We start from the raw sequence: 24,571 nt of genomic DNA on the forward strand, positions 1-24,571 counted from the left end.
CCCGCCGAGCCGCTCGCGGCGCCTGCGGCGGCACGCGTGGCGCCGCCGCCGTCGGTCGCCTCGCGGTTCGGCCCCCTGACCGGCCGACAGTGGGCCGGGGCATCCGTCGTCGGCATCCTCGCGATCATCGGCGCCGCAACCATCGTCGTGCAGCTCACGCGCTGGTTCCTGGGGCTCGAGTTCATGGAGGACTTCGTCGCGACCTATCCCGGCGAGACGCCGTTGCCCGACGGCGCACCGGTGGGACTGCCGGCGTGGCTGGGCTGGCAGCACTTCTTCAACGTCTTCCTCATCGTGCTCATCATCCGCTCGGGCCTGCAGGTGCGCACCGAGAAGCGACCGGCGGCGTTCTGGACGCCGCGGTGGTCCCGGCTCGGCCGGAAGATCAGCCTGAACCTGTGGTTCCACCAGTCGCTCGACGTCCTGTGGCTGGTGAACGGCGTCGTCTTCGTCGTGCTGCTCTTCGCGACCGGCCAGTGGATGCGGGTCGTACCGACGAGTTGGGACATCATCCCGAACGCCGTCTCGGCGGGGCTGCAGTACCTGTCGCTGGACTGGCCGCTCGAGAACGGGTGGGTCAACTACAACAGCCTCCAGGTGCTCGCCTACTTCGTCACGATCTTCGTCGCGGCGCCCCTCGCCGTGCTGACGGGAGTGCGCATGTCGGGGGCGTGGCCGAAGGACGCCGCGGCCCTCAACCGCCGCTATCCGGTGGAGTGGGCGCGTGCCGTGCACTTCCCCGTGATGCTGTACTTCGTCGGATTCATCGTGGTGCACGTCACGCTCGTCTTCCTGACCGGGGCGCTCCGCAACCTCAACCACATGTACGCCGCACAGGACGCCGACGGCTGGCTGGGCTTCTGGATCTTCGTCGCCTCCCTGGTGGTCATCGCCGCCGCGTGGATCGCGGCACGTCCGTCGGTGCTGGCGCCGATCGCGGGAGTGTTCGGCAAGGTCGGTCGGTAGTACTCGCAGATCTCCATGGCGAGCATCCGCGACCCGACGCGGCCGCTTGTCATTCCAGTTAATGGCCGCTAACATCGAGTCCAGTTAGTGCGCGCTAACTGGATGGCGCGCGAACGACGTGCAGAGAGGCGCGGATGGTCACGCTCATGAGCCCGCCCGATCATGGATCGGAGCCGAGGCCGCGCTCCCGATCGCCGCGCCCCTTCGACCGGGTGCTCGTCGCCAACCGCGGCGAGATCGCCGTTCGCATCATCCGCACGCTGCGCCGCCTCGGCATCCGCTCCATCGCCGTCTACTCCGACGCCGACGCGGGCGCGCCGCACGTGCGGCTCGCCGACGAAGCCGTGCGCATCGGCCCTGCGTCCGCGAGTGAGAGCTACCTGGTCCCTGAACGCATCGTCGCCGCAGCGCTCGAGTCGGGCGCGCAGGCGATCCATCCGGGCTACGGCTTCCTCTCGGAGCACGCCGGCTTCGCCGAGGCGTGCCGCGATGCGGGCCTCGTCTTCGTCGGCCCGGGCATCGAGGCGCTCGAGGTGATGGGCGACAAGATCCGCGCGAAGCGGCACGTCGAGGCATCCGGTGTGCCGACCGTGCCCGGCATCGCCGACCCCGCGCTCGACGACGCGGCTCTCCTCGCCGCATCCGCCACCGTCGGATTCCCGCTGCTCGTGAAGCCGTCGGCGGGTGGCGGCGGCAAGGGCATGCAGATCGCGCGCGATGCCGACGAGCTCGCCGCGGCCCTCCCGGCGGCCCGCCGCATCGCGCTCGCCGCGTTCGGCGACGACACCCTGCTGATCGAGCGCCTGATCGAGCGGCCGCGCCACATCGAGGTGCAGGTGCTCGCCGACGCCGCCGGCACCGTGATCCACCTCGGTGAGCGCGAGTGCTCCCTGCAGCGCCGCCACCAGAAGGTCATCGAGGAGGCGCCGTCGCCGCTGCTCGACGAGGCGACCCGGGCGCGCATCGGCGCAGCCGCCTGCGACGCGGCCCGGAGCGTCGGCTACCTCGGCGCCGGCACGGTCGAGTTCCTGGTGTCGGATGCCGCACCCGACGAGTTCTTCTTCATCGAGATGAACACCCGGCTCCAGGTCGAGCATCCCGTGACCGAGCTCGTCACGGGGGTCGACCTCGTCGAGCAGCAGTTGCGCATCGCCGCGGATGAGCCCCTCGCGATCACCCAGGAGGAGGTGCGCCTGACCGGCCACGCCATCGAGGCGCGGGTCTATGCGGAGGCGCCCGAACGCGGCTTCCTCCCTTCGACGGGTCGCGTGATTGCATGGCGCGAGCCCGCGGGCCCCGGCGTGCGCGTCGACGGGGGGATCGTCGACGGCCAGGAGATCACGGCGCACTACGACCCGATGCTCGCCAAGGTCATCGCCTACGGCGACGATCGCGCCGAGGCACTCGATCGCCTCGATCGCGCGCTGGCCGACACGGTCGTGCTCGGCGTCGACACGAACCTCGCCTTCCTGCGCCGGCTCATCGCCGACCCCGCGGTGCGCGCGGGCGACCTCGACACCGGACTCATCGATCGGCTGCCCGAGCCCACCGCAGCCGAGCCCTCGCCCGGGCTCCTCGCCGCGGCCGCCGACCTCGTCGCAGCACACGCCCGCGTCGAGCACGATGGGGCGACGGATGCCGCAGGCCCGCGTGCGTGGCTGGATTCCACCGGGTGGCGTCCCGGGCCGCACCGCGCCCCGGTCGTGCTCCTCGCTCCGCGCGACGCGGTCGACGACGTGCGCGAGGTGGCGGCGGACGACGACGACACCGCCACCGACACCTCAGCGGAGGTCGACGGCGTGCTCGTGCGGCGCGATGACGACGGCACGGTCTGGGTGCACCGCGACGGCGAGACCGCCGCCTTCACCGTGCTCGACCGCCGCGCGCGGGCCGCGGCCCGCCGACGCGCAGCCGAACGCGGGGGGCTCGCCGCCGCGCCCGAACTGCGCGCCCCGATGCCCGGCACGGTCACCGCCGTGCTCGTCGCCGACGGCGCCTCCGTCGAAGCGGGCGACGCCGTCGTCGCGATCGAGGCCATGAAGATGGAGCACCGCGTGCTCGCCACGCTCGCCGGCCTCGTCCGCCTCGCCGCAGCGACCGGCGATCTCGTCTCGCGCGACCAGGTGGTCGCCCGCATCGAGCCGCACCCCGCGGCATCCGACCCCCAGTCTTCGAGCGACCCTCACGAGGGCGCCGCTCCCGACGCATCCCACCAGGAATGAGGAACACCATGCCCGACCTGAACGACGAGGAACAGCAGCTCTACGACATGGTCTGCGAATTCGCGGACACGGTGGTCGCCCCGCAGTCGTACGAGGCCGACCGCACGCACACGCTCTCGATGGACGTCGTCGCCCAGATGGGCGAGCTCGGCCTGTTCGGCCTCCCGTTCCCCGAGGAGGTCGGTGGACAGGGCGGCGACTACATGGCGCTGTGCCTCGCGATCGAGGCGCTCGCCCGCGTCGACCAGTCGATCGCGATCACGCTCGAAGCCGCCGTGGGCCTCGGCGCCATGCCCATCTACCGGCACGGCACCGAGGAGCAGAAGGCCGAGTACCTGCCCGACCTCGTCGCCGGGCGCGCGCTCGGCGGCTTCGGCCTCACCGAGTCCGAAGCCGGCTCCGACGCCGGAGCGACGCGCACGACCGCCGTGCTCGACGGTGACGAGTGGGTCATCAACGGGTCGAAGCAGTTCATCACCAACTCGGGCACGCCGATCACCCGGTTCGTGACGGTCACCGCCGTGACGGGCGAGCGCACGCGTCCCGACGGCTCGGTCTCGAAGGAGCTCTCGACGATCATCGTGCCGAACGGCACTCCGGGCTTCACGGTCGCCCCCGGGTACGACAAGTCGGGCTGGCGCGCCTCCGACACGCACCCGCTGACGTTCGACGACGTGCGCGTGCCCGCCGCGAACCTGCTCGGCGAACGCGGCCGCGGCTTCGCCAACTTCCTGCGCACCCTCGACGAGGGCCGCATCGCGATCGCCGCCCTGGCGACCGGCGTCGCGCAGGGCTGCCTCGACGAGGCGCTCAGCTATGCCAAGACCCGCAACGTCTTCGGCGTGCCGATCGCCTCGCACCAGTACGTCGCGTTCACCATCGCCCAGATGCAGGCTCGCGTCTACACCGCGCGCCTCGCCTGGCACGACGCCGCCCGGCGCCTCGACGCGGGCCTCCCGTTCAAGAAGGAGGCCGCGATGGCGAAGCTCGTCTCGAGCGACGCGGCGATGCTCAACTCACGCGACGCCACCCAGGTCTTCGGCGGCATGGGCTTCATGAACGAGAGCCTCGTGGCGAGGCACTACCGTGACTCGAAGATCCTCGAGATCGGCGAGGGCACGAACGAGGTGCAGCTCATGGTCATCGCACGCGAGCTGGGCATCGGCTAGGAGGTCGCCATGACGGATGTCCCGATGCGCGAGGTCGTGCAGCGCGGGCTCTGGTTCGAGGAGTTCGAGGAGGGCGTGCGCTACCTGCACCGACCGGGGCGAACGGTGACGGAAGCCGACAACGTGCTGTTCACGACGTTGACGATGAACCCGCAGCCGCTGCACCTCGACGCGGCCTGGTCGGCCGAGCAGCCGTTCGGCCAACGGCTCGTCAACTCGCTGTTCACCCTCTCCACGCTGGTGGGGCAGTCGGTGGGCCAGCTCACCCAGGGCACCCTCGTCGCGAACCTGGGCTTCGGTGCGGTGGCGTTCCCCGCGCCCGTGTTCGTCGGCGACACGCTCTACGGCGAGAGCATCGTCGCGTCCAAGCGGGAGTCGGCGTCGCGCCCGGGCCAGGGCGTCGTGGTACTCGAGCACACGGCGCGCAACCAGGACGGCGTCGTCGTGGCGACCGCCTCCCGCACCATGCTCGTGTGGACCCGCGAGGCGGGGGAGCGCCAGTCGTCCGCGGGGCGTGCAGCGAGCGGTGCCGACCCCTCCACCGACGAGGCGGCCCGCGGATGACGCATCCGCCGTTCCGCTTCGGCCCGGCCCTGCTCTTCTGCCCGGCCGACCGGCCCGATCGCTACCGGAAGGCGGGCGAACGGGCGGACGCGGTGATCCTCGACCTGGAGGACGCGGTCGCCGACGACGCGAAGCGGGCCGCGCGGGTCGCCCTCGTCGCCTCCACGCTCGACCCCGAGCGGGTCATCGTGCGCGTCAACCCCGCGTCGACCCCGCACTTCGCCGACGACCTCGCCGCCCTCGCCGCGACGCCCTACCGCACGGTGATGCTCGCCAAGTGCGAGGGCACCGCCGACCTGGTCGGCCTCGAGGACCACGAGGTCATCGCGCTCTGCGAGACGGCGCGGGGGGTGCTCGCCGCGGCCGAGGTCGCGGCCCTGCCCAACGTGTCCGCGCTGATGTGGGGCGCCGAGGACCTCGTGGCCTCACTCGGCGGATCGTCGAGCCGGCGTGCCGACGGCGCCTACCGCAGCGTCGCGACGCACGCCCGATCGCAGGTGCTCCTCGCGGCGGGCGCCCACGGCGTCGCCGCCATCGACACCGTGCACCTCGACATCGCCGACCTCGAGGGCCTCCGGCAGGAGGCCGAGGACGCCGTCGCCGTGGGATTCGCCGCCACGGCGTGCATCCACCCCTCGCAGGTCGACGTCGCCCGTGCGGCCTACCGACCCGACGCAGAGCGCCTCGAGTGGGCCCGTGCCGTGCTGGCCGCAGCGGCCGGGGCCGGTGCGGGCGTCTTCGCGTTCCGCGGTGGGATGGTGGACGCGCCCGTGCTCCGCCAGGCCGAGGCCGTCGTGCGCCGCTCCGGCCGCGGCTAGTCGACCGGCGCGCAGAAAGCACGCCCGCGTGGCTGCGGGCCCGCGCCTCCATCGCCGACGTCGCCCGTTCGGGGGACACCAGTGGACGGACCGCAAACGATTCGGTAACGGTTCCTCTCGTTTCGCCCTGTCTGGCGGGGGACGCGTACCCCGAGGACGTATTCTCGGAGTCAATCCTGGGGAGGAGGGGCGCGTGGCACGACGGCATACCTACCGAGCCAACGCGGCGAGCGTCGCGGGTTCGGCGGTCATCGAGGAGTTCGCGAATGTGGGGCGCGACGACGTCCTGAGCGTCACCGCGTCGGCGACGCCGGCGCTCCGCGTCGAGACCGTCGAGTCGAACACGCTCTCGGGCCCGATCACGGTGCCGATGCCCGCGACCCTCGGTGAGACCGGCATCCTGGCACACCCCATCGCGCTGGGCGGCAGCACCTTCGGGTGGACGCTCGGCGCCGACGATTCCCACGCGGTGCTCGACCGCTTCGCCGGCACCGGCGGCGACCTCCTCGACACGGCCGACAGCTATGCGGCGGGCCGCAGCGAGACGATCATCGGCTCCTGGCTGCGCACCCGGCACACGCGCGATCGGATGCGCGTCATGACGAAGGTCGGACGCCACCCCGACCACCACGGGCTGGCTCCGGTCGACCTCAGAGCGGCGGTCGAGGCGTCCCTCGACCGGCTCGGCACCGATCGCATCGACGTGCTGTTCTTCCACGGAGACGACCCCGAGACGCCCCTCGAGGAGAGCCTCGGCGCGGTCGACGCGCTCATCACCGAGGGCAAGGTGCTCGCCATCGGCGCCTCCGACTTCTCGCCCGAGCGGCTCATCGAGGCGCGTGTCCTCGCCGCCAACGGCCTGCCGCGCTTCGAGCTCCTCACCGCCCAGTACAACCTCATGGACCGTCGACCCTTCGAGGGTGCCACCGAGCTCGTCGCCCATGCCCAGGGCCTCGCCGTGCTGCCGTACTTCGCGCTCGCGAACGGGTTCCTCGGCGGCCAGGTGCGCCGCCGCTCCGAGGTGCGTCGCGACGCACGCGGCGAACGCGTCGCCCGCCACCTCGGACGACGCGGCCACCGCGTCCTCACCGCGCTCGACGAGATCGCGTTCGCCCACGGCGTGCAGCCCGCGACCATCGCACTGGCCTGGCTGCTGGCCAAGCCCACCGTGGCCGCGCCGGTGGTGAGCGCGACGAAGCCCGACCAGGTCGAGGCGCTCATGGCCGCGGCATCCGTCGAACTGCACCGTTCCGAGCTCGTCGAGCTCGATCGCGCGTCGGCCTAGCAGCGGCGCTGCCCGCTCGCACGACCGCTCGGCGCGACCGCTCGGCCGACGCCGCGCCCGCGGGCCGACGCATCCGACCGCCGCACGTCCGGGTGCCATAGGCTGGACGGGATGAACGGCGCTGTCGACCTCCCACTCGGCCAGGCCGAACTCTCCTTCACAGCCGCAGGCGACGCGCGAGTTCGGCGCAGCGTGCTCCCGTCGGGAGTTCGGGTGCTCAGCGAGCAGGTGCCGGGCAGTCGCAGCGTCACCATCGGCTTCTGGGTCGCGGTCGGCTCGCGAGACGAGCAGCAGGCGGATGCCGCGCACCCCGCCACCTACGGGTCGACCCATTTCCTCGAGCACCTGCTGTTCAAGGGCACCACGAGCCGCACGGCGCTCGACATCGCCATCTCCTTCGATGCCGTCGGCGGCGAGCACAACGCGCTCACGGCGAAGGAGTACACCTGCTACTACGCCAAGGTGCAGGATCGCGACCTGCCGATGGCGGTGCAGGTGCTCGCCGACATGTTCACGTCGTCGCTGCTCGACCCGGTCGAGTTCGACAACGAGCGGGGTGTCATCCTCGAGGAGCTCTCGATGGCGGGCGACGACCCGGGGGATGTCGCGAACGAGCGCTTCTTCGAGGCCGTGCTCGGGGAGCATCCGCTCGGCCGCCCCATCGGCGGCAGCCCCGAGACCATCCGCGCGGCGACGCGCGAGGCGGTGTGGGAGCACTACCGCGCCAACTACCGCCCGCAAGACCTGGTGGTCACCGTGGCCGGGGCGGTCGACCACGACGCGCTCGTCGCCGAGCTCGAGGCCGCCCTCACCCGGCACGGCTGGGACCTCACCGCCGAAGGCGCGCCGGTCGAGCGGCGCAGCATCGCGCCGGCGGTGCTCGCGCCCGGCACCGCCCTCACGGTCGTGCCCCGGCCCACCGAGCAGGTCAACCTGCTCCTCGGCGTGCCCGGGCTCGTCGCGACCGACGAGCGCCGCTCCACGATGAGCGTGCTGAACGCGATCTTCGGCTCGGGCATGTCGTCCCGGCTGTTCCAGCAGGTGCGCGAGCGCCGAGGCCTGGCCTACGCGGTCTACTCGTTCGCGCCCGGATACTCCGATGCCGGCCTGTTCGGCATGTACGCCGGCTGCGCGCCGGCGAAGGCCGGCACTGTCGCCGCGCTGATGCGCACCGAGCTCGAGCGGGTGGCCGAGCACGGCGTCACGGCCGATGAGCTGCGACGCGCCGCCGGTCAGCTGAGCGGAGCGTCCGCGCTCGCGCTCGAGGACTCCGACACCCGGATGTCACGGCTCGGCCGAGCCGAGCTGACGCTGGGCGAGTTCATCGACCTCGACGAGGCGCTGCGGCGCATCGCCCTCGTCACCGCCGACGACGTGCAGGAGCTCGCCGCCGACCTGGCCGCACGGCCGTTCTCGCTGGTCGCGGTGGGCGCGGCCGACGAGTCGGCGTTCCGCGGCGCCGTCGACGAGATCGCGCCCAGCACCGACGTCGCCTGACGTCCGAACCCCTCCGACCAGTACCGACGAAAGCGGAACAGTGCCCCACCATCTCTACCTCGTGCGCCACGGCGAGCAGCTCGACGCCGAGCACGGCATGCCCGACGGTCCGCTCTCGCCGCGGGGGCGCCGGCAGGCGCAACTGCTCGGCGAGCGGCTCGGCGGCGTGCCGTTCGACAACGCCTGGCACTCGCCGTTGCAGCGCGCCACCGAGACGGCCGAGATCATCGCGGCGAAGATGCCGGCGCTGAAGCCCGAGCCCTCGGCACTGCTGTTCGACTGCATCCCCTCCGGACCCGCCCCCGAGACGCCCAAGGTCTACGAGCCGTTCTTCGGCTCGGTCACCGAGGCGGAGATCGAGGCGGGCAGCGCCCAGATGGCGGATGCCGGAGCGGAGTTCCTGCGGTCGCACCGCGAGGACCGGCACGACCTCCTCATCACGCACAACTTCGTGATCGGCTGGCTCGTGCGCGAGGCCCTCGGTGCTCCCGAGTGGCGCTGGCTCTCGATCCACCAGGCCAACTGCGGGCTGACCGTGCTCACCCAGAAGTCGGGCCGCCCGTGGAACCTGCTGGTGCACAACGACCTCGCGCACCTGCCGTTCGAGCTGCGTTCCGGGCTCCCCGAGCCCTACGCGCTCTGAGCCCTACGCGCTCTGGGCCGTACGCCCTCTGGGCCGTACGCCCTCCGAGCCACCGTCGGCGGGCGCAGGTCAGCCGACGTGCTTGCCGTACCAGTGCGTCGCGTTCGGGTTGGCGTTGTACGGCTCGACCTCGGCGTAGCCGCTCGACCGGTACAGACCGCCGGCCGCCGCGAGGCTCGCGTTCGTGTCGAGCACCAGTTCGCGCGCGCCGAAGGCCACCGCGCGGCGCTCGAGCTCGTCGAGGAGACGCCGGCCCGCTCCACGACCACGGGCGGCCGGCGCGAGCCAGAGGTGCTTCACCTCGAAGCGGGGCTCGTCCGATCCGGGGCGGGAGTCGATGCGCCGCACGCCGCCGCACCCGATCACCTCGGCCCGGTCGTCGCGATCATCCTCGACGACCAGGAACACACCGGCCGGCGGCGTGAACTGCTCGGCGACCGGGTACGTCGGACGGTATTCGCCCTGCTCGGCGGGGAAGCCCGCGGCGCGCTCCGCGAAGTACGCGTCCAGCAGGGCGAGCGCCTCGGCGCCCGTGACGTCGACCGCTCGGAACCGCATGTCGTCCAGCCTAGACGGGCGCGCACGCGAGCCCGTCGCCACGCGATTGGTAGGGTGAAGCGGTGACGATACGGGTCGCCGTGGCCGGAGCCACGGGCAAGATGGGGCGTCTGGCGATCGAGCTCATCGAGGCATCCGACGACCTCGAACTGCACGCGGCGCTCGATTCGCGGTCGGACCTCGACGAGATGCTCGGCGCCGACGTGGCCCTCGACGTCACGCACCCCGCCGCCAGCGCTGGGATCGTCGAGTTCGCGACCGGCGCGGGCATCCCCATCGTGGTCGGCACCTCGGGGTGGTCGAGCGACCGCATCGCCGAGATCGGCCGGTTCGTGCGCGGCCACGACGACGCGGGCGCCGTGCTCTTCATCCCGAACTTCTCGATCGGCAGCGTCCTCGGCACTGCCTTCGCGGCGCTCGCGGCCCGCTTCTTCGACTCCATCGAGATCGTCGAGGCGCACCACGCCGGCAAGGTCGACTCGCCGTCGGGTACCGCCGTGCGCACGGCCGAGCTCATCGGCCGGGCGCGCGCCGAGGTCGGCCCCGTCGCCGCGCCCCACGCCGACCAGCGCGCCCGCGGCCAGCTCGTCTCCGGGGTCCCGGTCCACAGCCTCCGGCTGTCGGGCGTGCTCGCCGAGCAGCGGGTGGTGCTCGGCGGCGAGGGCGAGACGCTGACGATCGCCCATTCCACGGTGTCGGCCTCGGCTTACGAGCAGGGCATCCTGCTGGCGCTGCGGCGCGCGCCCGCGGCATCCGGAGTCGTCGTCGGCCTCGACGCGCTGCTCGACCTCGGCCTGCCCGACCCCTCATGACGAGCAAGGCCGGCGCCATCCTGATGGCCGTGCTCCTCGCGCTGTACGTGGTGCTCGTGGGCTGGCGCGCCGTGCAGTTCATGGCCACCGGGGAGCCCGTCGCGGTGGGCATCGGGCTGGCGCTCATCGTGCTGCCGGTCATCGCCGCATGGGCGCTCTGGCGGGAGATCTCGTTCGGGCTGCGGTCGCAGGCGCTCATGCGACGGCTCGAGGACGAGGGCGGGCTCGAGCTGGAGATCCCGGTCAAGCCCAGCGGCCGACCCGAGCGGTCGGCAGCGGATGCCGCGTTCCCGGCGTTCCGCGACGCCGCAGAGGCGGCGCCCGACTCCTGGCGGGCCTGGCTCCGGCTGGGGCTCGCCTACGATGCGGCCGGCGACCGCCGCAGGGCGCGGGGCGCCGTGCGGCGTGCGATCACGCTCGAGCGCGCGGAGCGCTGAGCATCGCGTCGAGCGCCGACTCGATCGTGACGTGCTCGAAGCGGTATCCGTCGTCGATGAGCCGCTGCGGGCGCACCTTCTGGCTCGACAGCAGCAGTTCGTCGGCGGCCCGGCCGAGCGCCAGCTCGAGCATGCGCTCCGGCACGGTGAAGGTGTAGGGCCGGTGCATCCGCTCGGCCATCGCGGCCATCACGCGGTCGGCCGTCGCCGCTGTCGGGCCGACGAGGTTCACCGCGCCCGACAGCCGGGACTCGAGCAGGTGCACGATCGCCCCCACCTCGTCGGCGAGGCCGATCCACGGCCAGTGCTGGCCTCCGGTGCCCAGGCGCCCCGAGAGCCCGAATCGGGTGAGGGTGCCCACCCGCTGCATGGCCCCGCCCTCACCCACGACGATGCCCGTACGGAAGACGACCGACCGGGTCTCGTGCGGTGCGAGGGCCGCGGCGCTCTCCCAGCGCGACACGACGTCGGCGAGGAATCCGGTGCCCGCGCTCGAGAACTCGGTGAGCAGCTCGCCGGGCCGATCGCCGTAGAAGCCCACGGCCGAGGCGCTCAGGAACACCGCCGGGGGCCGGCGCGCCTTCCGCATCGCGTCGGCGAGCGTGCGGGTGGCCGTCACGCGGGAGTCGTTGATCTCACCGCGGTACGTCTTCGTCCACGGCAGCCGGGCGAGTGACGCACCCGACAGGTTCACGACGGCGTCGACGCGATCCATGACGGTGAAGTCGATGATGCCGGCGGCCGGCGACCAGGTCGCCTCGTCGTCGCCCTGCGCACGGCGTCGCACCAGGCGCACGATCTCGTGTCCGTCGCCGTGCAATCGCTCGATCAGGGCCGTACCGATGAAGCCGGACGCACCGGCGATGAGCACGCGCACGGGCTAGGCGAGCTCGGCTTCGATCGTGATCGGGATCGAGAGGGCCTTCGAGATGGGGCAGTTCGCCTTCGCGTCCTGGGCGATGGCCTCGAACTGCTCCTCGGTGAGGCCGGGCACGCGCGCGCTCACGAGCAGGTGGCTGCCGAGCACCCCCTTGCCGGCCTCGAATGTCACGGCGGCCGTGGTCTGGATGCTCTCGGGCGGGTTGCCGGCCTGGGTGAGCGCGAGCGACAGGGCCATCGAGAAGCACGACGAGTGCGCTGCGGCGAGCATCTCCTCGGGGTTCGTGGTGTTCGCGACGCCCTCGCTGCGCGCCTTCCAGTTCACGTCGAAGGTCGCGAGGCCCGAGGAGTCGAGGGCCACCTGGCCCGATCCTTCGAACAGCGTGCCGGTCCAGACGGTGGTCGCTTCACTCGTGAGTGCCATGTGGGATCCTCCTCCTCGAGACGGGCTCCCAGCCTATCCGGGCGGATGCGCCAGCGGTCAGGTTCGGGGGATGACTCGTGCCCGCACGAGCAGCACGTACAGCTGGCAGCCGAGGCAGTAGCCGAACGCCGCGTTGAGGAACGCGGCGACGAACGCGAGGGATGCCGCGATCGGCACCGCGGCGGCGAGGCCGGCCGCCCCCAGGATGACGCCGACGATGGTCACCGCGAAGCCGACGCCCTGCGCGAAGGTCGGCGGTCGGGGATCCTCGAGCTCATCGGGCGGGGACAGTCGCGGTCGCACGACCCGCCGGAACACGAGCGCGAACGGGTGCCGGCGGACCCCGGCGAACGCGCCCCACGCGAAGAGCGCGCTCAGCGCGGCGAGCAGGATCCACGCGGCGAGGTCGGCGCCGCCGAAGCCGAGCACGGCCACGACGAGCAGGAGCACCGCGGTGATCGCGGCGGTGAAGCGCGGGCCCCGCGGATCGATGCCGTCGGGTTCAGGATGGGACACGGGACCTCCCGGTGAGGGTGTCGAGGTGGCGGCGCACGGCGTGCGCGTCGGGCACGCCGCCGATGCGGGCGGTCGCGGTGCCGCCGGCGTCGAGGATGAGGACGGTCGGCGTCTGCAGCACGCGGAACCGGTCGGCGAGGTCGGGACGGCGGGTGAGGTCGAGCTCGACGTGCCGCACCCCCCGGTAGTCGGCGGCGATCGAGGCGAGTCGCCGCGCCGTCGACGGGCAGCGACTGCAGTACTCGGTCGAGAACTGCACGAGCGTCGCCGAACTGCCGATGGCGCTCGGCGCGAGTCCGAGGTCGTCGAGGGCCGAGACGTCGGATGCCGCGGCGACGCGGCCCGTCCGTGATCGCCACCAGAGCCCGAGCACCGTGGCCCCGGCGGGCAGCGCGACGGCCGCGACGAGCGCGACCGACCAGTCCATGTCGCGATGGTATGGCGGTCGCCCGGCGGCATGGGGCGTGTGACGGAGGATGACACCGCGTCACGCGGACGCCGGGCGGCTCGCCCGCGGCATCCGCCCCCCTCGTCGGCCGTCGGGGTTAGCATCGAGGCGATGGCCGAGACGATCCCCACGCCCTATGAAGACCTCCTGCGCGACGTGCTCGAGCACGGCACGCACAAGACCGATCGCACGGGCACCGGCACGCGCAGCGTGTTCGGCCGCCAGTTGCGCTTCGACCTCTCGCAGGGGTTCCCGCTCGTCACCACGAAGCGCGTGCACTTCAAGTCGATCGCCTACGAACTCCTCTGGTTCCTGCAGGGCTCGTCGAACGTCGGGTGGCTCCGCGAGCACGGCGTCACCATCTGGGACGAGTGGGCGGATGCCGCGGGCGAGCTGGGTCCCGTCTACGGCGTGCAGTGGCGCTCGTGGCCGACGCCCGGCGGCGAGACGATCGACCAGATCTCGCAGGTGATCGAGCAGATTCGCGTGAACCCCGACTCCCGCCGCCTCATCGTCTCGGCGTGGAACCCGGCCGACATCCCCGACATGGCGCTCGCCCCGTGCCACGCCCTGTTCCAGTTCTACGTGGCCGACGGCAAGCTGTCGTGCCAGCTCTACCAGCGCAGCGCCGACCTGTTCCTCGGGGTGCCGTTCAACATCGCCTCCTACGCCCTGCTCACCCACATGGTCGCCCAGCAGGCGGGCCTCGAGGTGGGCGACTTCGTGTGGACCGGCGGCGACTGCCACATCTACGACAACCACGTCGAGCAGGTCACCGAGCAGCTCACCCGCACGCCGTTCGCTCCGCCCACCCTGCGGTTCGCCCGCACGCCGGCGTCGATCTTCGACTACGAGTACGACGACTTCATCGTCGAGGGCTACGAGCACCACCCGGCCATCCGCGCGGCCGTCGCGGTATGACGAGCGGTACGGATGCCGCGACCCAGCGTCCGTCGACCGGCCTCGTCTGGGCCGAATCGGGGGGCGTCATCGGCCGCGACGGCGGCATGCCCTGGCACGTGCCCGAAGACCTCGCGCACTTCAAGGAGCTCACGCTCGGCGACCCCGTGATCATGGGGCGCAAGACGTGGGAGTCGCTGCCGCCGCGGTTCCGGCCGCTGCCGGGGCGGGCGAACGTCGTCGTGACGCGTCGTGCCGACTGGGCCGCCGAGGGCGCGGAGCGCGCGGCATCCGTCGACGAGGCGCTCGCGCTCGCCGCGGCGCGGGAGCCCGCGCGCGTGTGGGTCATCGGCGGAGCCGAGGTGTTCCGGCAGACCCTGCCGCTCGCCGACCGCCTCGAGGTGACCGAGCTCCGGGCGCCGGGCGGAGGCGCGGTGATCGAACCGCGTGCGGGCGACACCCCTGCTCCCGTGGTGGACCCGGCGGTGTGGCGGCGGGCCGACGCCGAGCCATCCGACCCCGCGTGGCTCACCTCACGCGGCGGCCCCGAGTACCGCTTCCTCAGCTACGTCCGCGCCTGACCCGCCCACGCTCACGCTCACGCGCGCGCGGCACGTGTCACAAACGGCGGATATACGATCCGCCACCCCGGCGGATCCGCCGATCGCGCGGCGTGGCGGATCGTATATCCGCGAGTGCGGCAATGCACTCGTCCTCCACCGATGCCGACGATCACGGTTCTTGCACGACAGCAGCTTGGACGGGAGGCGGCGGCGGTCGGGGGTCGCAGCATCGTCGAATGCAATCGCGTTGGGCCGTCGGTGAGCTGGGAAGACTCTGTCGTGAGCTGGGCGGCGCCGCCCGGACTTCCCAACTCCGAGCCTTCGGCATCGACGCGCGCTCGCTGCGTCGGGCGACCGTCAGCGGTGAGGTGATCCGAATCCGATCCGGCCTGTATGCCAGCCCCGATGTTCCATGGCCGACGATGGTGGCGCTTCGGCACGGCGGCGTGCTCGCCTGCGTGTCGGTCGCTCGTCGGCACGGACTCTGGGTCTTGCCCCTCGACGAACGCGTGCATGTCTCGCTTCCCGCGAACGGACATGCGCTGGTCCATGCCGCATGCGATTGCGTTCAGCACTGGAACGCACTCCAGTTCTCGTCGACCGAAGTACCGCTCGTCGACGCACTGCTCCAGATCCGCGGATGCCTCGGGGAGGACGCATTCTTCGTCACGCTCGAGTCAGCCCTGCACCTCGGGCGGCTGGGTGCGGCCGCCCGTGGAGAGCTACGAAACCGCATCACCGAGTCGGCTCGATGGCTGGTGGATTTCGCGCGGACCGACGCGGAGAGCGGGCTCGAGTCGCTCTTGCGGCTCCGCCTGCATCGACTCGGACTGGGGCTCCGAACCCAAGTCGAGATCCCCGGTGTCGGGCGGGTCGACTTCGTGCTCGGAGATCGACTCATCCTCGAGGTCGATGGTCGGGTGGGTCATGACGGCCCCGATGGCCGACACCGTGATCGACTGCGCGATGCCGTCGCGGCCGGACACGGCTTCCAGACGCTCCGGTTCGACTACGAGCTCGTGATGCACGACTGGCCGGTGGTCGAGCAGGCGATCATCGAGACGACTCGCCGAGGTGCTCACCTCGAGCCGTGGGCCGAACGAGTGCGCTTCGCCTGAACGGCTCTCGGCCTCCTCGCTCTCCTTGACGCCGATCGATCCGCCGGGCGATCCGCAGTGCATCAATCGGCGGATATACGATCCGGCGCGCCGCGGATCCGCACTTCCGACCGGACTGCTGGATCGTATATCCGCGAAGCCTGACCATCGGCATCATCGGCATCATCGGCATCACCGGGTCGCGCGGGCGACGGGCGCGGCGGGGGCGTTCCGCAGGCGGCGCGGCGCGGCATCCGCTCGACCCGATAGCCTTGGGGGCGTGACTGCAGACAACCCCTTCGGACAGGTGCTCGTCGCGCTCGTCACGCCGATGACGGCGGACGGCGAGGTCGATTGGGCCGGGGTCGAGAAGCACATCGACGACGTGATCTCGGCGGGCGCCGACGGCATCGTCGTCACGGGCACCACCGGCGAGACGTCGACGCTCACCGACCCCGAGAAGATCCGGCTCGTCGAGGTCGGCAAAGACGTCGCCGCGGGCCGCGCGAAGATCATCACGGGCGGCGGCTCGAACGAGACCGCGCACGCGATCGAGCTCTACAAGCACTCCGAGCAGGCGGGCGCCGACGGCATCATGATCGTCACGCCGTACTACAACAAGCCGACCCAGGCCGGCATCCTCACGCACTTCCGGCTCGTGGCCGACGCCACCGACCTGCCGGTCATCCTCTACGACATCCCGGGCCGCACCGGCGTGCCCATCAAGTACGAGACGATCCTGCGGCTCGCGAAGCACCCGAACATCCTGGCGATCAAAGACGCCAAGGGCGACTTCTCCGAAGTGAGCCGCGTGCTCAACCAGACCGACCTCATGTACTTCTCGGGCGACGACGCGAACGTGCTGCCGCACCTCGCCATCGGTGCCACGGGACTCATCGGCGTGACCGCGAACATCGCTCCCGCCCCCTACCGCACCATCGTCGACGCCGTGAACCGCGGCGACCTCGCGGCGGCGACCGCCGAGCACCGGCGGCTCGAGCCGCTCGTGCGCGCCGTCATGACCCACGTGCCGGGCACGGTCGCGGCGAAGTACATCCTGCACGGCCTGGGCCGCATCGGCAGCCCCCGCGTGCGACTCCCGCTCGTCGGTCCCGAGGAGTGGGAGGCCGCGCTCATCGAGGACGAGATCGACCTCGTGCAGGGCATCCCCGGCGTCGACTTCCACCGCTTCCGTCCCGACCGCAACGCCGCCGCCGGCGGCGCGCTGCCCAAGGTCGCGGGCACCACCCGCTGAAACGTCGGCCGAGGCATCCGCCGGAACGGCCGTGTGAACTGAACACCGCAACGTAAGGAGGGCACATGCCCGACGTCGTCATCGATCCCGCTCCGCTCGAGGCAGGGACGCTCCGCGTCATCCCCATCGGCGGCCTCGGCGAGGTCGGCCGCAACATGACGAGCTACGAGATCGACGGGAAGATCCTCATCGTCGACTGCGGGGTGCTCTTCCCCGAGGAGCACCAGCCCGGGGTCGACCTGATCCTGCCCGACTTCGGCTTCCTGCGCGAGCGACTCGACGACATCGTCGGCGTGGTGCTGACGCACGGGCACGAGGACCACATCGGCTCCGTGCCCTACCTGCTGCGCCTGCGCGCCGACATCCCCCTGATCGGCTCCACGCTGACGCTCGCCCTCGTCGAGGCGAAGCTCAAGGAGCACCGCATCCAGCCGTACAGCCTCACGGTGCGCGAGGGCGAGCACGAGCGCATCGGACCGTTCGACCTCGAGTTCATCGCGGTCAACCACTCGATTCCCGATGCGCTCGCCGTCGCCATCAAGACGAGTGCCGGCACCGTGCTGGCCACCGGCGACTTCAAGATGGACCAGCTGCCGCTCGACGGCCGGCTCACCGACCTGCGCGAGTTCGCCCGCCTGGGCGAGGAGGGCGTCGACCTCTTCATGGTCGATTCCACCAACGCGGATGTCCCGGGCTTCACGCCCCTCGAGCGCTCGATCGGCCCCGTGCTCGACGAGGTCATCGCGCGCTCGCCGCGCCGAGTGATCGTGGCGAGCTTCTCGAGCCATGTGCACCGGGTGCAGCAGGTGCTCGACGCCGCGCACTTCAACGGCCGCAAGGTCGCACTCATCGGCCGCAGCATGGTGCGCAACATGACCATCGCGGCCGAACTCGGCTACCTGAAGGTGCCCGCCGGCGTGCTCGTCGACTTCAAGAAGGCCGGCGACATCCCCGACGACGAGATCGTCTACATGTCGACGGGGTCGCAGGGCGAGCCCATGGCCGTGCTCTCGCGCATGGCGAATCGCGAGCACCAGATCGAGATCGGCGAGGGCGACACCGTCATCCTCGCGTCGAGCCTCATCCCCGGCAACGAGAACGCGGTGTACCGGGTCATCGATGGGCTCACGAAGCTCGGCGCGAACGTGGTGCACAAGGGCAACGCGAAGGTGCACGTGTCGGGTCACGCGGCCGCGGGCGAGCTCCTCTACTGCTACAACATCCTGAAGCCGAAGAACGTGCTGCCGATCCACGGCGAGTACCGTCACCTCTTCGCGAACGCGAAGCTGGCGCAGGACACGGGAATCCCCGAGCGCAACACGTTCATCGGCGAGAACGGCACGGTCTACGACCTGCGCGACGGCGTCGTGAAGGTCGCGGGGCAACTCGACCTCGGCTTCGTCTACGTCGACGGCGCGACGGTCGGCGAGATCACCGACGCCGACCTGAAGGACCGCCGCATCCTCGGTGAAGAGGGCTTCATCTCGGTCATCATCGTCGTGGATGCCTCGACCGGGCGCATCATCGTCGGCCCCGAGATCCACGCGCGCGGTTTCGCGGAAGACGACGCCGTGTTCGAGGAGGTCAAGCCGAAGATCTCGGCGGCACTGCTCGAGGCCGCCCAGAACGGCGTGCGCGACCAGCACGCGCTGCAGCAGATCGTGCGCCGCACCGTGGGCACCTGGGTCAACCGCAGGCTCCGCCGCCGTCCGATGCTGGTGCCGCTCGTCATCGAGGCGTAGCGCGCAGGTCCGGCTGCCGGGCGGCTTCCGCGAGCCGGAGCCGGGCTCAGTGGCACCTTCGGGCGACGGAAACACCGCGGAAACACGGCGGGCGTAGCATCCGCGCATGGCGGACTACACGATCCGCCCGGCCATCCCGAGCGACGGCGCGTTCCTCGCCGACATGGTGGTCGAGGCGGCGAACTGGCGGGCCGGGGCGACCCGGCCCAAGCCGACGGTGTTCGCCGACCCGGTCTCGCGCGGCTACATCGCCGGTTGGCAGCGGCCGGCCGACACCGGCTTCGTGGCCCTCGACAGCGATGCCAAGCCGATCGGCGCGGCGTGGTACCGCCTGTTCGCGGCCGACACCCCTGCGCACGGCTTCGTCGCCGCGGGAGTGCCCGAGCTCATCATCGGCGTCCAGCCGCTCTGGCGTGCACAGGGCGTCGGGCGCACCCTGATGCGGTCGCTGACGGATGCCGCGCGCGCGGCCGGGTACGCCCGCATCACGCTGAGCGTGGAGCACGGCAACTTCGCACACGCGCTCTACCGCTCGGAGGGGTTCGCCGTGGTGGGCACCCGCGGTGGACGCGACACCATGGTGCGGGTCCTCGGCTGAACCCCAGAGCGACCCGCGCAGCGGGTCGCTGATCGCGGACACTCGCCGCGTCCTGTCGGCCTGCGTCGCCGGTCGGCCGTAACGTGGTCGCATGGCTACGAGCACCAGGTCGAACGGGCGTGCCTCCGGCGCGTCCGCACGCGGCTCGGGCTCCAAGACCGCGCCCACGAAGAAGCTCCCGGCGTCGACCTCACGCGGGTCGGCGGCGGCGAAGGCCAAGCCGGCCACGCCCGACCGGTCCCCGCTGCTCGTCCGCGCCTGGATGGGGCTCGCGCACGTCACGGGTGGGGCGGCGCGCGCGCTCGGCCCCGAGACCCTCGCGAAGGAGGAGCGCCGGGACGGACTGCCGTTCTTCATCGTGGTGCTCGCCGTCGCCGGCGCGCTCGTCGAGTGGTTCTTCATCAACGAGCCGGTCGCCCAGGCGTTCGACTCGTGGACGTTCGGCGGACTGTTCGGACGGGTCGCCTTCGCGCTGCCCGTGGTGATGCTGCTGTTCGCCGTCTGGCTCTTCCGGCATCCCAGCTCGGTGCACGACAACACCCGCATCGGGATCGGCCTCGGTCTGCTGCTCCTCACCGTGTCGGGGCTCTGCCACCTGTTCGGCGGCCAGCCCGAGCCGAGCGAGGGCATGGCCGTGCTGGCTCGTGCCGGCGGCATCCTGGGCTGGATGCTGGCCCAGCCGCTGATCCTGCTGATCACCGAGATCGGCGCCGCCGTCGTGCTCGTGCTGCTCCTCGTGCTGTCGCTGCTGATCATGACGAAGACGCCGCCGAACCGCATCCCGGCCCGGTTCCGCGAGCTGTACGCCTGGCTGTTCGGCGCGCCCGAGCCCGATGAGCGTCCCGAGGCCGAGCCGAAGCCGTCGCGCCGCGCGGCCCGCAAGACGGCGCAGGCCGAACTCGACGGCATCGACGCGCTCGACGACGACTCCGAGTCCACCGGACTCGTGCCCTGGTGGCGACGCAACGACTCGAACCGCGAGGAGGATCCCGCGTTCGAGGCGAACGGCGTCGACGGCCTCACCGAGGTGTTCGGTCCGGGGTCGGCAGCCGGCAGCTTCGAGACGCCGCTCGAGGGCGTCGGCGGAGCCGGCTCGTACAACACCGAGGTGCTGGGCGACCTCGACCGCGCGGAGGCGGCGCTCCAGCGCTTCACCGGCGACATCCCGCATGGCGGCACCGGACTCCGCGGCGACGACGCCGGGTCACCGGCCGTGCTCGCGGTCTTCGACGTCGACGGGGAGGGTGATGCGACCGGCGCGATCGGCGGCGCCGCGGCATCCGCTGAACCGAGTCTCGAAGCCGCCGTGCCCGATCGGCCGTACCACCTGCCGGCGGCGTCGACCCTGGCGGCCGGTGCGCCGGCGAAGACGCGCTCGCACGTGAACGACGAGGTCGTGCGGCAGATCACCGGCGTGCTCGAGCAGTTCGGGGTCGACGCCAAGGTGACCGGGTTCTCGCGGGGCCCGACCGTGACGCAGTACGAGATCGAGCTCGGGCCCGGCGTGAAGGTCGAGCGGGTCACCGCACTGTCGAAGAACCTGTCGTACGCGGTCGCGTCGAACGAGGTGCGCATCCTCTCGCCGATCCCCGGGAAGAGCGCGATCGGCATCGAGATCCCCAACGCCGACCGCGAGATCGTGACCCTCGGCGACGTGCTGCGGTCGGGCGCGGCCGTGAACGCGAAGCACCCGATGACGATCGGCGTGGGCAAGGACGTGGGGGGCGGCTACGTCGTCGCCAACCTCGCGAAGATGCCGCACCTGCTGGTGGCCGGTTCGACCGGCTCGGGCAAGTCGAGCTTCGTGAACTCGATGATCACGTCGCTGCTCATGCGGGCGAAGCCCTCCGACGTGCGCATGGTGCTCATCGATCCCAAGCGGGTCGAGCTCGCGCCGTACGGGGGCGTGCCGCACCTCATCACGCCCATCATCACGAACCCGAAGAAGGCCGCCGAGGCGCTGCAGTGGGTCGTGAAGGAGATGGACATGCGGTACGACGACCTCGCGTCGTTCGGCTTCCGCCACATCGACGACTTCAACAAGGCCGTGGTCAACGAGGAGATCGTGCTGCCCGCCGGCAGCGAGCGCAAGCTCAAGCCCTACCCCTACCTGCTCGTCGTCGTCGACGAGCTCGCCGACCTCATGATGGTCGCCCCGCGTGACGTCGAGGACTCGATCGTGCGCATCACGCAGCTCGCACGCGCGTCGGGCATCCACCTCGTGCTCGCGACGCAGCGGCCCTCCGTCGACGTCGTCACGGGCCTCATCAAGGCCAACGTGCCCTCGCGCCTCGCCTTCGCGGTCACGAGCGTCACCGACTCGCGCGTCATCCTCGACCAGCCGGGGGCCGACAAGCTCATCGGCCAGGGTGACGCGCTCTTCCTGCCGATGGGGGCGTCGAAGGCGATCCGCGTGCAGGGCGCGTGGGTCAGCGAGTCCGAGATCGAGAAGGTCGTCACGCACGTCACGCGGCAGGCGCGGCCCGAGTACCGGCAGGATGTCGCGGCCGCCGTCGAACGCAAGGAGATCGACTCCGACATCGGCGACGACCTCGAGCTGCTGCTCGCCGCGGCGGAGCTCGTCGTCTCGACGCAGTTCGGCTCGACCTCGATGCTCCAGCGCAAGCTCCGTGTCGGGTTCGCCAAGGCCGGGCGGCTCATGGACCTGCTCGAGTCCCGTGAGGTCGTCGGTCCGTCCGAGGGGTCGAAGGCCCGTGACGTGCTGGTGACGGCCGAGCAACTCCCCGGCGTGCTGGCACGTCTCCGCGGCGAGGAGCCGGCAGGAGGGGGCGGCCCTGCCGGGCAGGCGGCGGCGCGGGCGGATGTCCCCGCCGACGCCGGCGGCTACGACGACCCGGACCCCCGCTACGACGACCCCGTCGGTCGTGCCACCCAGGGGCTGCCCGAGGTCGAGGGCGACACCGACGAGGACGCCTGGGGCCTCACCGGCCGCGACTGAGCCGCCCGCTCCGCGGAAGCACCGCGCGGCTAGGCTGTGCGTATGACCTCCTCCGCCGGAAGCCCCGAGCGATCGGCGAATTGGAACCTCCCCAACGCGATCACGATCGTGCGCATCCTCATGGCGCCGCTCGTGTTCTGGCTGCTGCTCGCCGACGGGGGTGCCGACGGGCCCATGCGGTGGTGGAGCGCTCTCCTCTTCATCATCGCCATCTCCACCGACTGGGTCGACGGATGGCTCGCACGTTCGCGGGGCCTGGTCACCGATCTGGGCAAGATCCTCGACCCCATCGCGGACAAACTGCTCACGAGCGGTGCGCTCGTCTGCCTCTCGATCCTCGGCGAGTTGTGGTGGTGGGTCACGATCGTCATCGTCGTGCGCGAAGTCGGCATCACGATCTGGCGGTTCGTCGAGCTCAGGCGAGGCAACGTCGTCCCCGCGTCATCCGGCGGCAAGGCGAAGACGATGGCGCAGTCGATCGCGATCTCGCTCGCGCTCCTGCCACTCTGGACGATCGTCGGCGACTGGATCTTCTGGCTCAACTGGGCCGCGATGGCCGCGGCGCTCGTCCTCACGGTCTGGTCGGGCCTGCTGTACGTGCGCGACGCCGTTCGACTCGCACGCGGTGCGCGCGAGTCGCACTGAGGGCGAGCGGATGCCCCGGCCGACCGATTCCCCGGGTGCACCCGACGCCCGCGCGCTGGTGCACCGGCTCACCGACCTGCGCCTGACGATCGCCACCGCCGAGTCGTTGACCGGCGGGCTCCTGGCCGCGGCGATCGTGGGCATTCCGGGCGCGTCCGTCGTATTCAACGGGGGAGTGGTGGCCTACGCGACGCCCGTGAAGCGCACGGTGCTCGGCGTGGACGCCGCGCTGCTCGCGGAGCGAGGGGCCGTGGATCCCGACGTCGTGCAGCAGATGGCCGACGGCGTACGCCGCGCATGCGCCGTCGACGGCCGGGCCGCCGACCTCGGCGTCGCGACCACGGGCGTGGCCGGGCCCGACTGGCAGGACGGCCGGGCCCCGGGAACGGTGTACGTCGGGATCGCCTCGCCCCGGGGCATCCGCTCGGTGGCGCTCGAGCTCGACGGCGGCAGGGCCGTGGTGCGCGCAGCCGCGGTCGTCGCCGCCATCGCGGCCGCGGTCGAGGAGCTCGACTCCGTCGGCGTTCCGGCGGAATAACCTTCGTGAACAACCTGTTACAGGTGACGAGTTCACACGAAAGTCCAAGTGTGCGACGCTAGGTTGGAAGCCATGAGAGTCGGGTAGACTGACCCTCCCGTTTCCGGCTCCGAGGAGTCGATGGCAGAGTGAAGGAGGTCCCCGATGGTTCTGGTTCGACAGGAGATCGGCGACGTGCTGAGGGACTTCCGTCTGCAGAAGGGTCGCACCCTTCGTCAGGTGGCGTCGAAGGCCAGCGTCGCTCTCGGTTACCTCAGCGAGGTGGAGCGCGGCCAGAAGGAGGCCTCCTCCGAGATCCTCGCGTCGGTCGCTGAAGCGCTCGACACCCCCATCTCCGTGATCATGCACGAGGTCGGCGACCGCATCGCCGTCCTCGAGGGCCTGGCCGTCGTGCCCGACAGCCTGCCCGACGAGCTCGTCGCGGAGTTCGACGCGGACATGATGGTCCGCTGACCCACCCACGATCCAACGCCTCGGCCGGTCTTCGGACCGGCCGATGGCATGTCCGGGAGCATCGATGAAGCTGAGCGAGTTCCAGATCGCGGTCGATGAGGAGTTCGGCGCAGGGTATGGCAGCGTCGTCGTGAACGACCTCGTGCTGCCGGGGCTCCGCGACCGCACCGCACGCGAGGCACTCGCGGCCGGCGTTCCGCCGCGCGAGGTCTGGGTCGCCCTGTGCGAGGCGACGGATGTCCCGCCCGAGCGTCGTCACGGCGTCGGTCGGCGTGAGCCGGGCCGAGGCCAGCGCCGCACGTCCTGACGGCATCGAGCGCCTTCGGCGGGCCCCGAAGACGTGTTCGACACGCGGGCGTGTCTTCGAACATCCGTTCGGTTGCTCGACTAGGCTCGTCCTCGACAGCAGGAGGAATGTCGCGTCCCTCCACATCCCGCCTCACGGGGCTCCGGATGTCAGTGGGCGGCCATACGGTCGAAGCGTCGGAACACACCGCAAACGCCTTGTCGCGAGACGCCGCGGGTCACGGCCCGCAACGTGGAACGACAGCCTAGAGGCAGCCGCAACGAGCACGAGGAGCCA

26 protein-coding genes are annotated in these 24,571 nt (G+C 71.4%); 21 read left to right on the forward strand and 5 right to left on the reverse strand.

The genetic code is table 11. The features are described 5' to 3' along the window. The 8 genes from AC1DZA_RS16365 to AC1DZA_RS16400 form a co-directional block, all read left to right on the forward strand. Nucleotides 1–966, forward strand: a 966-nt coding sequence (locus AC1DZA_RS16365) for a cytochrome b/b6 domain-containing protein (RefSeq protein ID WP_476773543.1), incomplete at its 5' end; no start/stop codon positions are given. Between the two features lie 146 nt (nucleotides 967–1,112). Then, nucleotides 1,113–3,188 carry an acetyl/propionyl/methylcrotonyl-CoA carboxylase subunit alpha gene (locus AC1DZA_RS16370; protein ID WP_476773544.1) on the forward strand — a complete coding sequence of 692 codons (2,076 nt, stop codon included), beginning with the start codon at nucleotides 1,113–1,115 and terminating at the stop codon, nucleotides 3,186–3,188. 8 nt (nucleotides 3,189–3,196) lie between these two features. Continuing rightward, nucleotides 3,197–4,357: an acyl-CoA dehydrogenase family protein gene (locus AC1DZA_RS16375; protein ID WP_476773545.1), complete on the forward strand. Its 1,161-nt coding sequence runs from the start codon at nucleotides 3,197–3,199 to the stop codon at nucleotides 4,355–4,357. A 9-nt stretch (nucleotides 4,358–4,366) separates the two neighbouring features. Further along, nucleotides 4,367–4,921, forward strand: coding sequence for a MaoC family dehydratase (locus AC1DZA_RS16380; RefSeq protein WP_476763875.1), 555 nt, complete (start codon nucleotides 4,367–4,369; stop codon nucleotides 4,919–4,921). Beyond that, nucleotides 4,918–5,739, forward strand: a complete 822-nt coding sequence (locus AC1DZA_RS16385) for an HpcH/HpaI aldolase/citrate lyase family protein (protein ID WP_476773546.1) — start codon at nucleotides 4,918–4,920, stop codon at nucleotides 5,737–5,739. The genes AC1DZA_RS16380 and AC1DZA_RS16385 overlap by 4 nt, the downstream gene beginning before the upstream one ends. Nucleotides 5,740–5,932: 193 nt before the next feature. Further along, complete coding sequence (locus tag AC1DZA_RS16390) at nucleotides 5,933–7,024, forward strand: aldo/keto reductase (protein WP_476773547.1); 1,092 nt, start codon at nucleotides 5,933–5,935, stop codon at nucleotides 7,022–7,024. 111 nt (nucleotides 7,025–7,135) lie between these two features. Next, a complete protein-coding gene (locus tag AC1DZA_RS16395; RefSeq protein ID WP_476773548.1) occupies nucleotides 7,136–8,521 on the forward strand; it encodes a M16 family metallopeptidase in 1,386 nt (461 codons plus the stop codon). Between the two features lie 40 nt (nucleotides 8,522–8,561). After that, complete coding sequence (locus tag AC1DZA_RS16400; RefSeq protein ID WP_476761062.1) at nucleotides 8,562–9,164, forward strand: histidine phosphatase family protein; 603 nt, start codon at nucleotides 8,562–8,564, stop codon at nucleotides 9,162–9,164. Between the two features lie 69 nt (nucleotides 9,165–9,233). Here the strand turns inward: AC1DZA_RS16400 and AC1DZA_RS16405 are convergent, their stop codons facing one another. Further along, on the reverse strand, nucleotides 9,234–9,722 hold the full coding sequence (locus AC1DZA_RS16405; RefSeq protein ID WP_476773549.1) for a GNAT family N-acetyltransferase: 489 nt from the start codon (nucleotides 9,720–9,722) through the stop codon (nucleotides 9,234–9,236). A 62-nt stretch (nucleotides 9,723–9,784) separates the two neighbouring features. On the opposite strand from AC1DZA_RS16405, the gene dapB reads away from it, so the two are divergent. Both dapB and AC1DZA_RS16415 read left to right on the forward strand, forming a co-directional pair. After that, complete coding sequence (gene dapB, locus AC1DZA_RS16410) at nucleotides 9,785–10,534, forward strand: 4-hydroxy-tetrahydrodipicolinate reductase (RefSeq protein ID WP_476773550.1); 750 nt, start codon at nucleotides 9,785–9,787, stop codon at nucleotides 10,532–10,534. After that, entirely contained in the window at nucleotides 10,531–10,971 is a 441-nt protein-coding gene (locus AC1DZA_RS16415; protein ID WP_476773551.1) for a hypothetical protein, read from the forward strand. The genes dapB and AC1DZA_RS16415 overlap by 4 nt, the downstream gene beginning before the upstream one ends. Here AC1DZA_RS16415 and AC1DZA_RS16420 read toward each other — a convergent pair. Genes AC1DZA_RS16420 through AC1DZA_RS16435 form a run of 4 tightly spaced genes read right to left on the reverse strand, consistent with a single transcriptional unit; the run spans nucleotide 10,946 to nucleotide 13,217 of the window. After that, nucleotides 10,946–11,848: a TIGR01777 family oxidoreductase gene (locus tag AC1DZA_RS16420; protein WP_476773552.1), complete on the reverse strand. Its 903-nt coding sequence runs from the start codon at nucleotides 11,846–11,848 to the stop codon at nucleotides 10,946–10,948. The two genes, AC1DZA_RS16415 and AC1DZA_RS16420, sit on opposite strands and share 26 nt — an antisense overlap. A gap of 3 nt (nucleotides 11,849–11,851) precedes the next feature. Further along, a complete protein-coding gene (locus AC1DZA_RS16425; RefSeq protein WP_476761057.1) occupies nucleotides 11,852–12,274 on the reverse strand; it encodes an OsmC family peroxiredoxin in 423 nt (140 codons plus the stop codon). A gap of 57 nt (nucleotides 12,275–12,331) precedes the next feature. Beyond that, nucleotides 12,332–12,790, reverse strand: a complete 459-nt coding sequence (locus AC1DZA_RS16430) for a DUF4395 domain-containing protein (protein WP_476773553.1) — start codon at nucleotides 12,788–12,790, stop codon at nucleotides 12,332–12,334. Then, entirely contained in the window at nucleotides 12,777–13,217 is a 441-nt protein-coding gene (locus AC1DZA_RS16435) for a thioredoxin family protein (protein ID WP_476773554.1), read from the reverse strand. Before AC1DZA_RS16435 ends, AC1DZA_RS16430 begins: the two co-directional genes overlap by 14 nt. Before the next feature lie 132 nt (nucleotides 13,218–13,349). On the opposite strand from AC1DZA_RS16435, the gene AC1DZA_RS16440 reads away from it, so the two are divergent. The 11 genes from AC1DZA_RS16440 (at nucleotide 13,350) to AC1DZA_RS16490 (ending at nucleotide 24,295) form a co-directional block, all read left to right on the forward strand. Beyond that, nucleotides 13,350–14,159 (forward strand): thymidylate synthase, encoded by an 810-nt coding sequence (locus tag AC1DZA_RS16440; protein ID WP_476773555.1) that lies wholly within the window; start codon nucleotides 13,350–13,352, stop codon nucleotides 14,157–14,159. Then, entirely contained in the window at nucleotides 14,156–14,719 is a 564-nt protein-coding gene (locus AC1DZA_RS16445; protein ID WP_476773556.1) for a dihydrofolate reductase, read from the forward strand. Before AC1DZA_RS16440 ends, AC1DZA_RS16445 begins: the two co-directional genes overlap by 4 nt. 122 nt (nucleotides 14,720–14,841) lie before the next feature. Continuing rightward, on the forward strand, nucleotides 14,842–15,819 hold the full coding sequence (locus AC1DZA_RS16450) for a type IV toxin-antitoxin system AbiEi family antitoxin domain-containing protein (RefSeq protein WP_476773557.1): 978 nt from the start codon (nucleotides 14,842–14,844) through the stop codon (nucleotides 15,817–15,819). 259 nt (nucleotides 15,820–16,078) lie between these two features. Beyond that, the gene (gene dapA, locus AC1DZA_RS16455; RefSeq protein WP_309972688.1) at nucleotides 16,079–17,053 is read left to right on the forward strand and encodes a 4-hydroxy-tetrahydrodipicolinate synthase; all 975 of its coding nucleotides are present in this window, start codon (nucleotides 16,079–16,081) and stop codon (nucleotides 17,051–17,053) included. Nucleotides 17,054–17,118: 65 nt separating this feature from the next. Beyond that, nucleotides 17,119–18,795 (forward strand): ribonuclease J, encoded by a 1,677-nt coding sequence (locus AC1DZA_RS16460; RefSeq protein ID WP_309972686.1) that lies wholly within the window; start codon nucleotides 17,119–17,121, stop codon nucleotides 18,793–18,795. Nucleotides 18,796–18,901: 106 nt separating this feature from the next. Then, nucleotides 18,902–19,393 (forward strand): N-acetyltransferase family protein, encoded by a 492-nt coding sequence (locus tag AC1DZA_RS16465; RefSeq protein ID WP_476773558.1) that lies wholly within the window; start codon nucleotides 18,902–18,904, stop codon nucleotides 19,391–19,393. A gap of 91 nt (nucleotides 19,394–19,484) precedes the next feature. Next, complete coding sequence (locus tag AC1DZA_RS16470) at nucleotides 19,485–22,352, forward strand: DNA translocase FtsK (RefSeq protein ID WP_476773559.1); 2,868 nt, start codon at nucleotides 19,485–19,487, stop codon at nucleotides 22,350–22,352. A 42-nt stretch (nucleotides 22,353–22,394) separates the two neighbouring features. Further along, complete coding sequence (pgsA, locus tag AC1DZA_RS16475) at nucleotides 22,395–22,997, forward strand: CDP-diacylglycerol--glycerol-3-phosphate 3-phosphatidyltransferase (RefSeq protein WP_476773560.1); 603 nt, start codon at nucleotides 22,395–22,397, stop codon at nucleotides 22,995–22,997. Nucleotides 22,998–23,007: 10 nt separating this feature from the next. Further along, entirely contained in the window at nucleotides 23,008–23,535 is a 528-nt protein-coding gene (locus tag AC1DZA_RS16480; RefSeq protein WP_476773561.1) for a CinA family protein, read from the forward strand. Between the two features lie 144 nt (nucleotides 23,536–23,679). Beyond that, the gene (locus tag AC1DZA_RS16485) at nucleotides 23,680–23,988 is read left to right on the forward strand and encodes a helix-turn-helix domain-containing protein (RefSeq protein WP_159605269.1); all 309 of its coding nucleotides are present in this window, start codon (nucleotides 23,680–23,682) and stop codon (nucleotides 23,986–23,988) included. Between the two features lie 64 nt (nucleotides 23,989–24,052). Continuing rightward, complete coding sequence (locus tag AC1DZA_RS16490; protein WP_309972675.1) at nucleotides 24,053–24,295, forward strand: DUF3046 domain-containing protein; 243 nt, start codon at nucleotides 24,053–24,055, stop codon at nucleotides 24,293–24,295. The last annotated feature ends 276 nt before the right edge of the window (nucleotides 24,296–24,571 follow it).

The sequence above is a fragment of the Agromyces sp. P2_B3 genome (assembly GCF_056404815.1).

Bases quoted from the DNA above. Each gene is read 5' to 3' on its own strand.
- AC1DZA_RS16370 (WP_476773544.1), top strand. From the start codon at position 1,113: ATGAGCCCGCCCGATCATGGATCGGAGCCGAGGCCGCGCTCCCGATCG.
- AC1DZA_RS16375 (WP_476773545.1), top strand. From the start codon at position 3,197: ATGCCCGACCTGAACGACGAGGAACAGCAGCTCTACGACATGGTCTGC.
- AC1DZA_RS16380 (WP_476763875.1), top strand. From the start codon at position 4,367: ATGACGGATGTCCCGATGCGCGAGGTCGTGCAGCGCGGGCTCTGGTTC.
- AC1DZA_RS16385 (WP_476773546.1), top strand. From the start codon at position 4,918: ATGACGCATCCGCCGTTCCGCTTCGGCCCGGCCCTGCTCTTCTGCCCG.
- AC1DZA_RS16395 (WP_476773548.1), top strand. From the start codon at position 7,136: ATGAACGGCGCTGTCGACCTCCCACTCGGCCAGGCCGAACTCTCCTTC.
- AC1DZA_RS16405 (WP_476773549.1), bottom strand. From the start codon at position 9,722: ATGCGGTTCCGAGCGGTCGACGTCACGGGCGCCGAGGCGCTCGCCCTG.
- AC1DZA_RS16415 (WP_476773551.1), top strand. From the start codon at position 10,531: ATGACGAGCAAGGCCGGCGCCATCCTGATGGCCGTGCTCCTCGCGCTG.
- AC1DZA_RS16425 (WP_476761057.1), bottom strand. From the start codon at position 12,274: ATGGCACTCACGAGTGAAGCGACCACCGTCTGGACCGGCACGCTGTTC.
- AC1DZA_RS16435 (WP_476773554.1), bottom strand. From the start codon at position 13,217: ATGGACTGGTCGGTCGCGCTCGTCGCGGCCGTCGCGCTGCCCGCCGGG.
- AC1DZA_RS16440 (WP_476773555.1), top strand. From the start codon at position 13,350: ATGGCCGAGACGATCCCCACGCCCTATGAAGACCTCCTGCGCGACGTG.
- AC1DZA_RS16445 (WP_476773556.1), top strand. From the start codon at position 14,156: ATGACGAGCGGTACGGATGCCGCGACCCAGCGTCCGTCGACCGGCCTC.
- AC1DZA_RS16450 (WP_476773557.1), top strand. From the start codon at position 14,842: ATGCACTCGTCCTCCACCGATGCCGACGATCACGGTTCTTGCACGACA.
- AC1DZA_RS16460 (WP_309972686.1), top strand. From the start codon at position 17,119: ATGCCCGACGTCGTCATCGATCCCGCTCCGCTCGAGGCAGGGACGCTC.
- AC1DZA_RS16465 (WP_476773558.1), top strand. From the start codon at position 18,902: ATGGCGGACTACACGATCCGCCCGGCCATCCCGAGCGACGGCGCGTTC.
- AC1DZA_RS16470 (WP_476773559.1), top strand. From the start codon at position 19,485: ATGGCTACGAGCACCAGGTCGAACGGGCGTGCCTCCGGCGCGTCCGCA.
- pgsA (WP_476773560.1), top strand. From the start codon at position 22,395: ATGACCTCCTCCGCCGGAAGCCCCGAGCGATCGGCGAATTGGAACCTC.
- AC1DZA_RS16480 (WP_476773561.1), top strand. From the start codon at position 23,008: ATGCCCCGGCCGACCGATTCCCCGGGTGCACCCGACGCCCGCGCGCTG.
- AC1DZA_RS16485 (WP_159605269.1), top strand. From the start codon at position 23,680: ATGGTTCTGGTTCGACAGGAGATCGGCGACGTGCTGAGGGACTTCCGT.
- AC1DZA_RS16490 (WP_309972675.1), top strand. From the start codon at position 24,053: ATGAAGCTGAGCGAGTTCCAGATCGCGGTCGATGAGGAGTTCGGCGCA.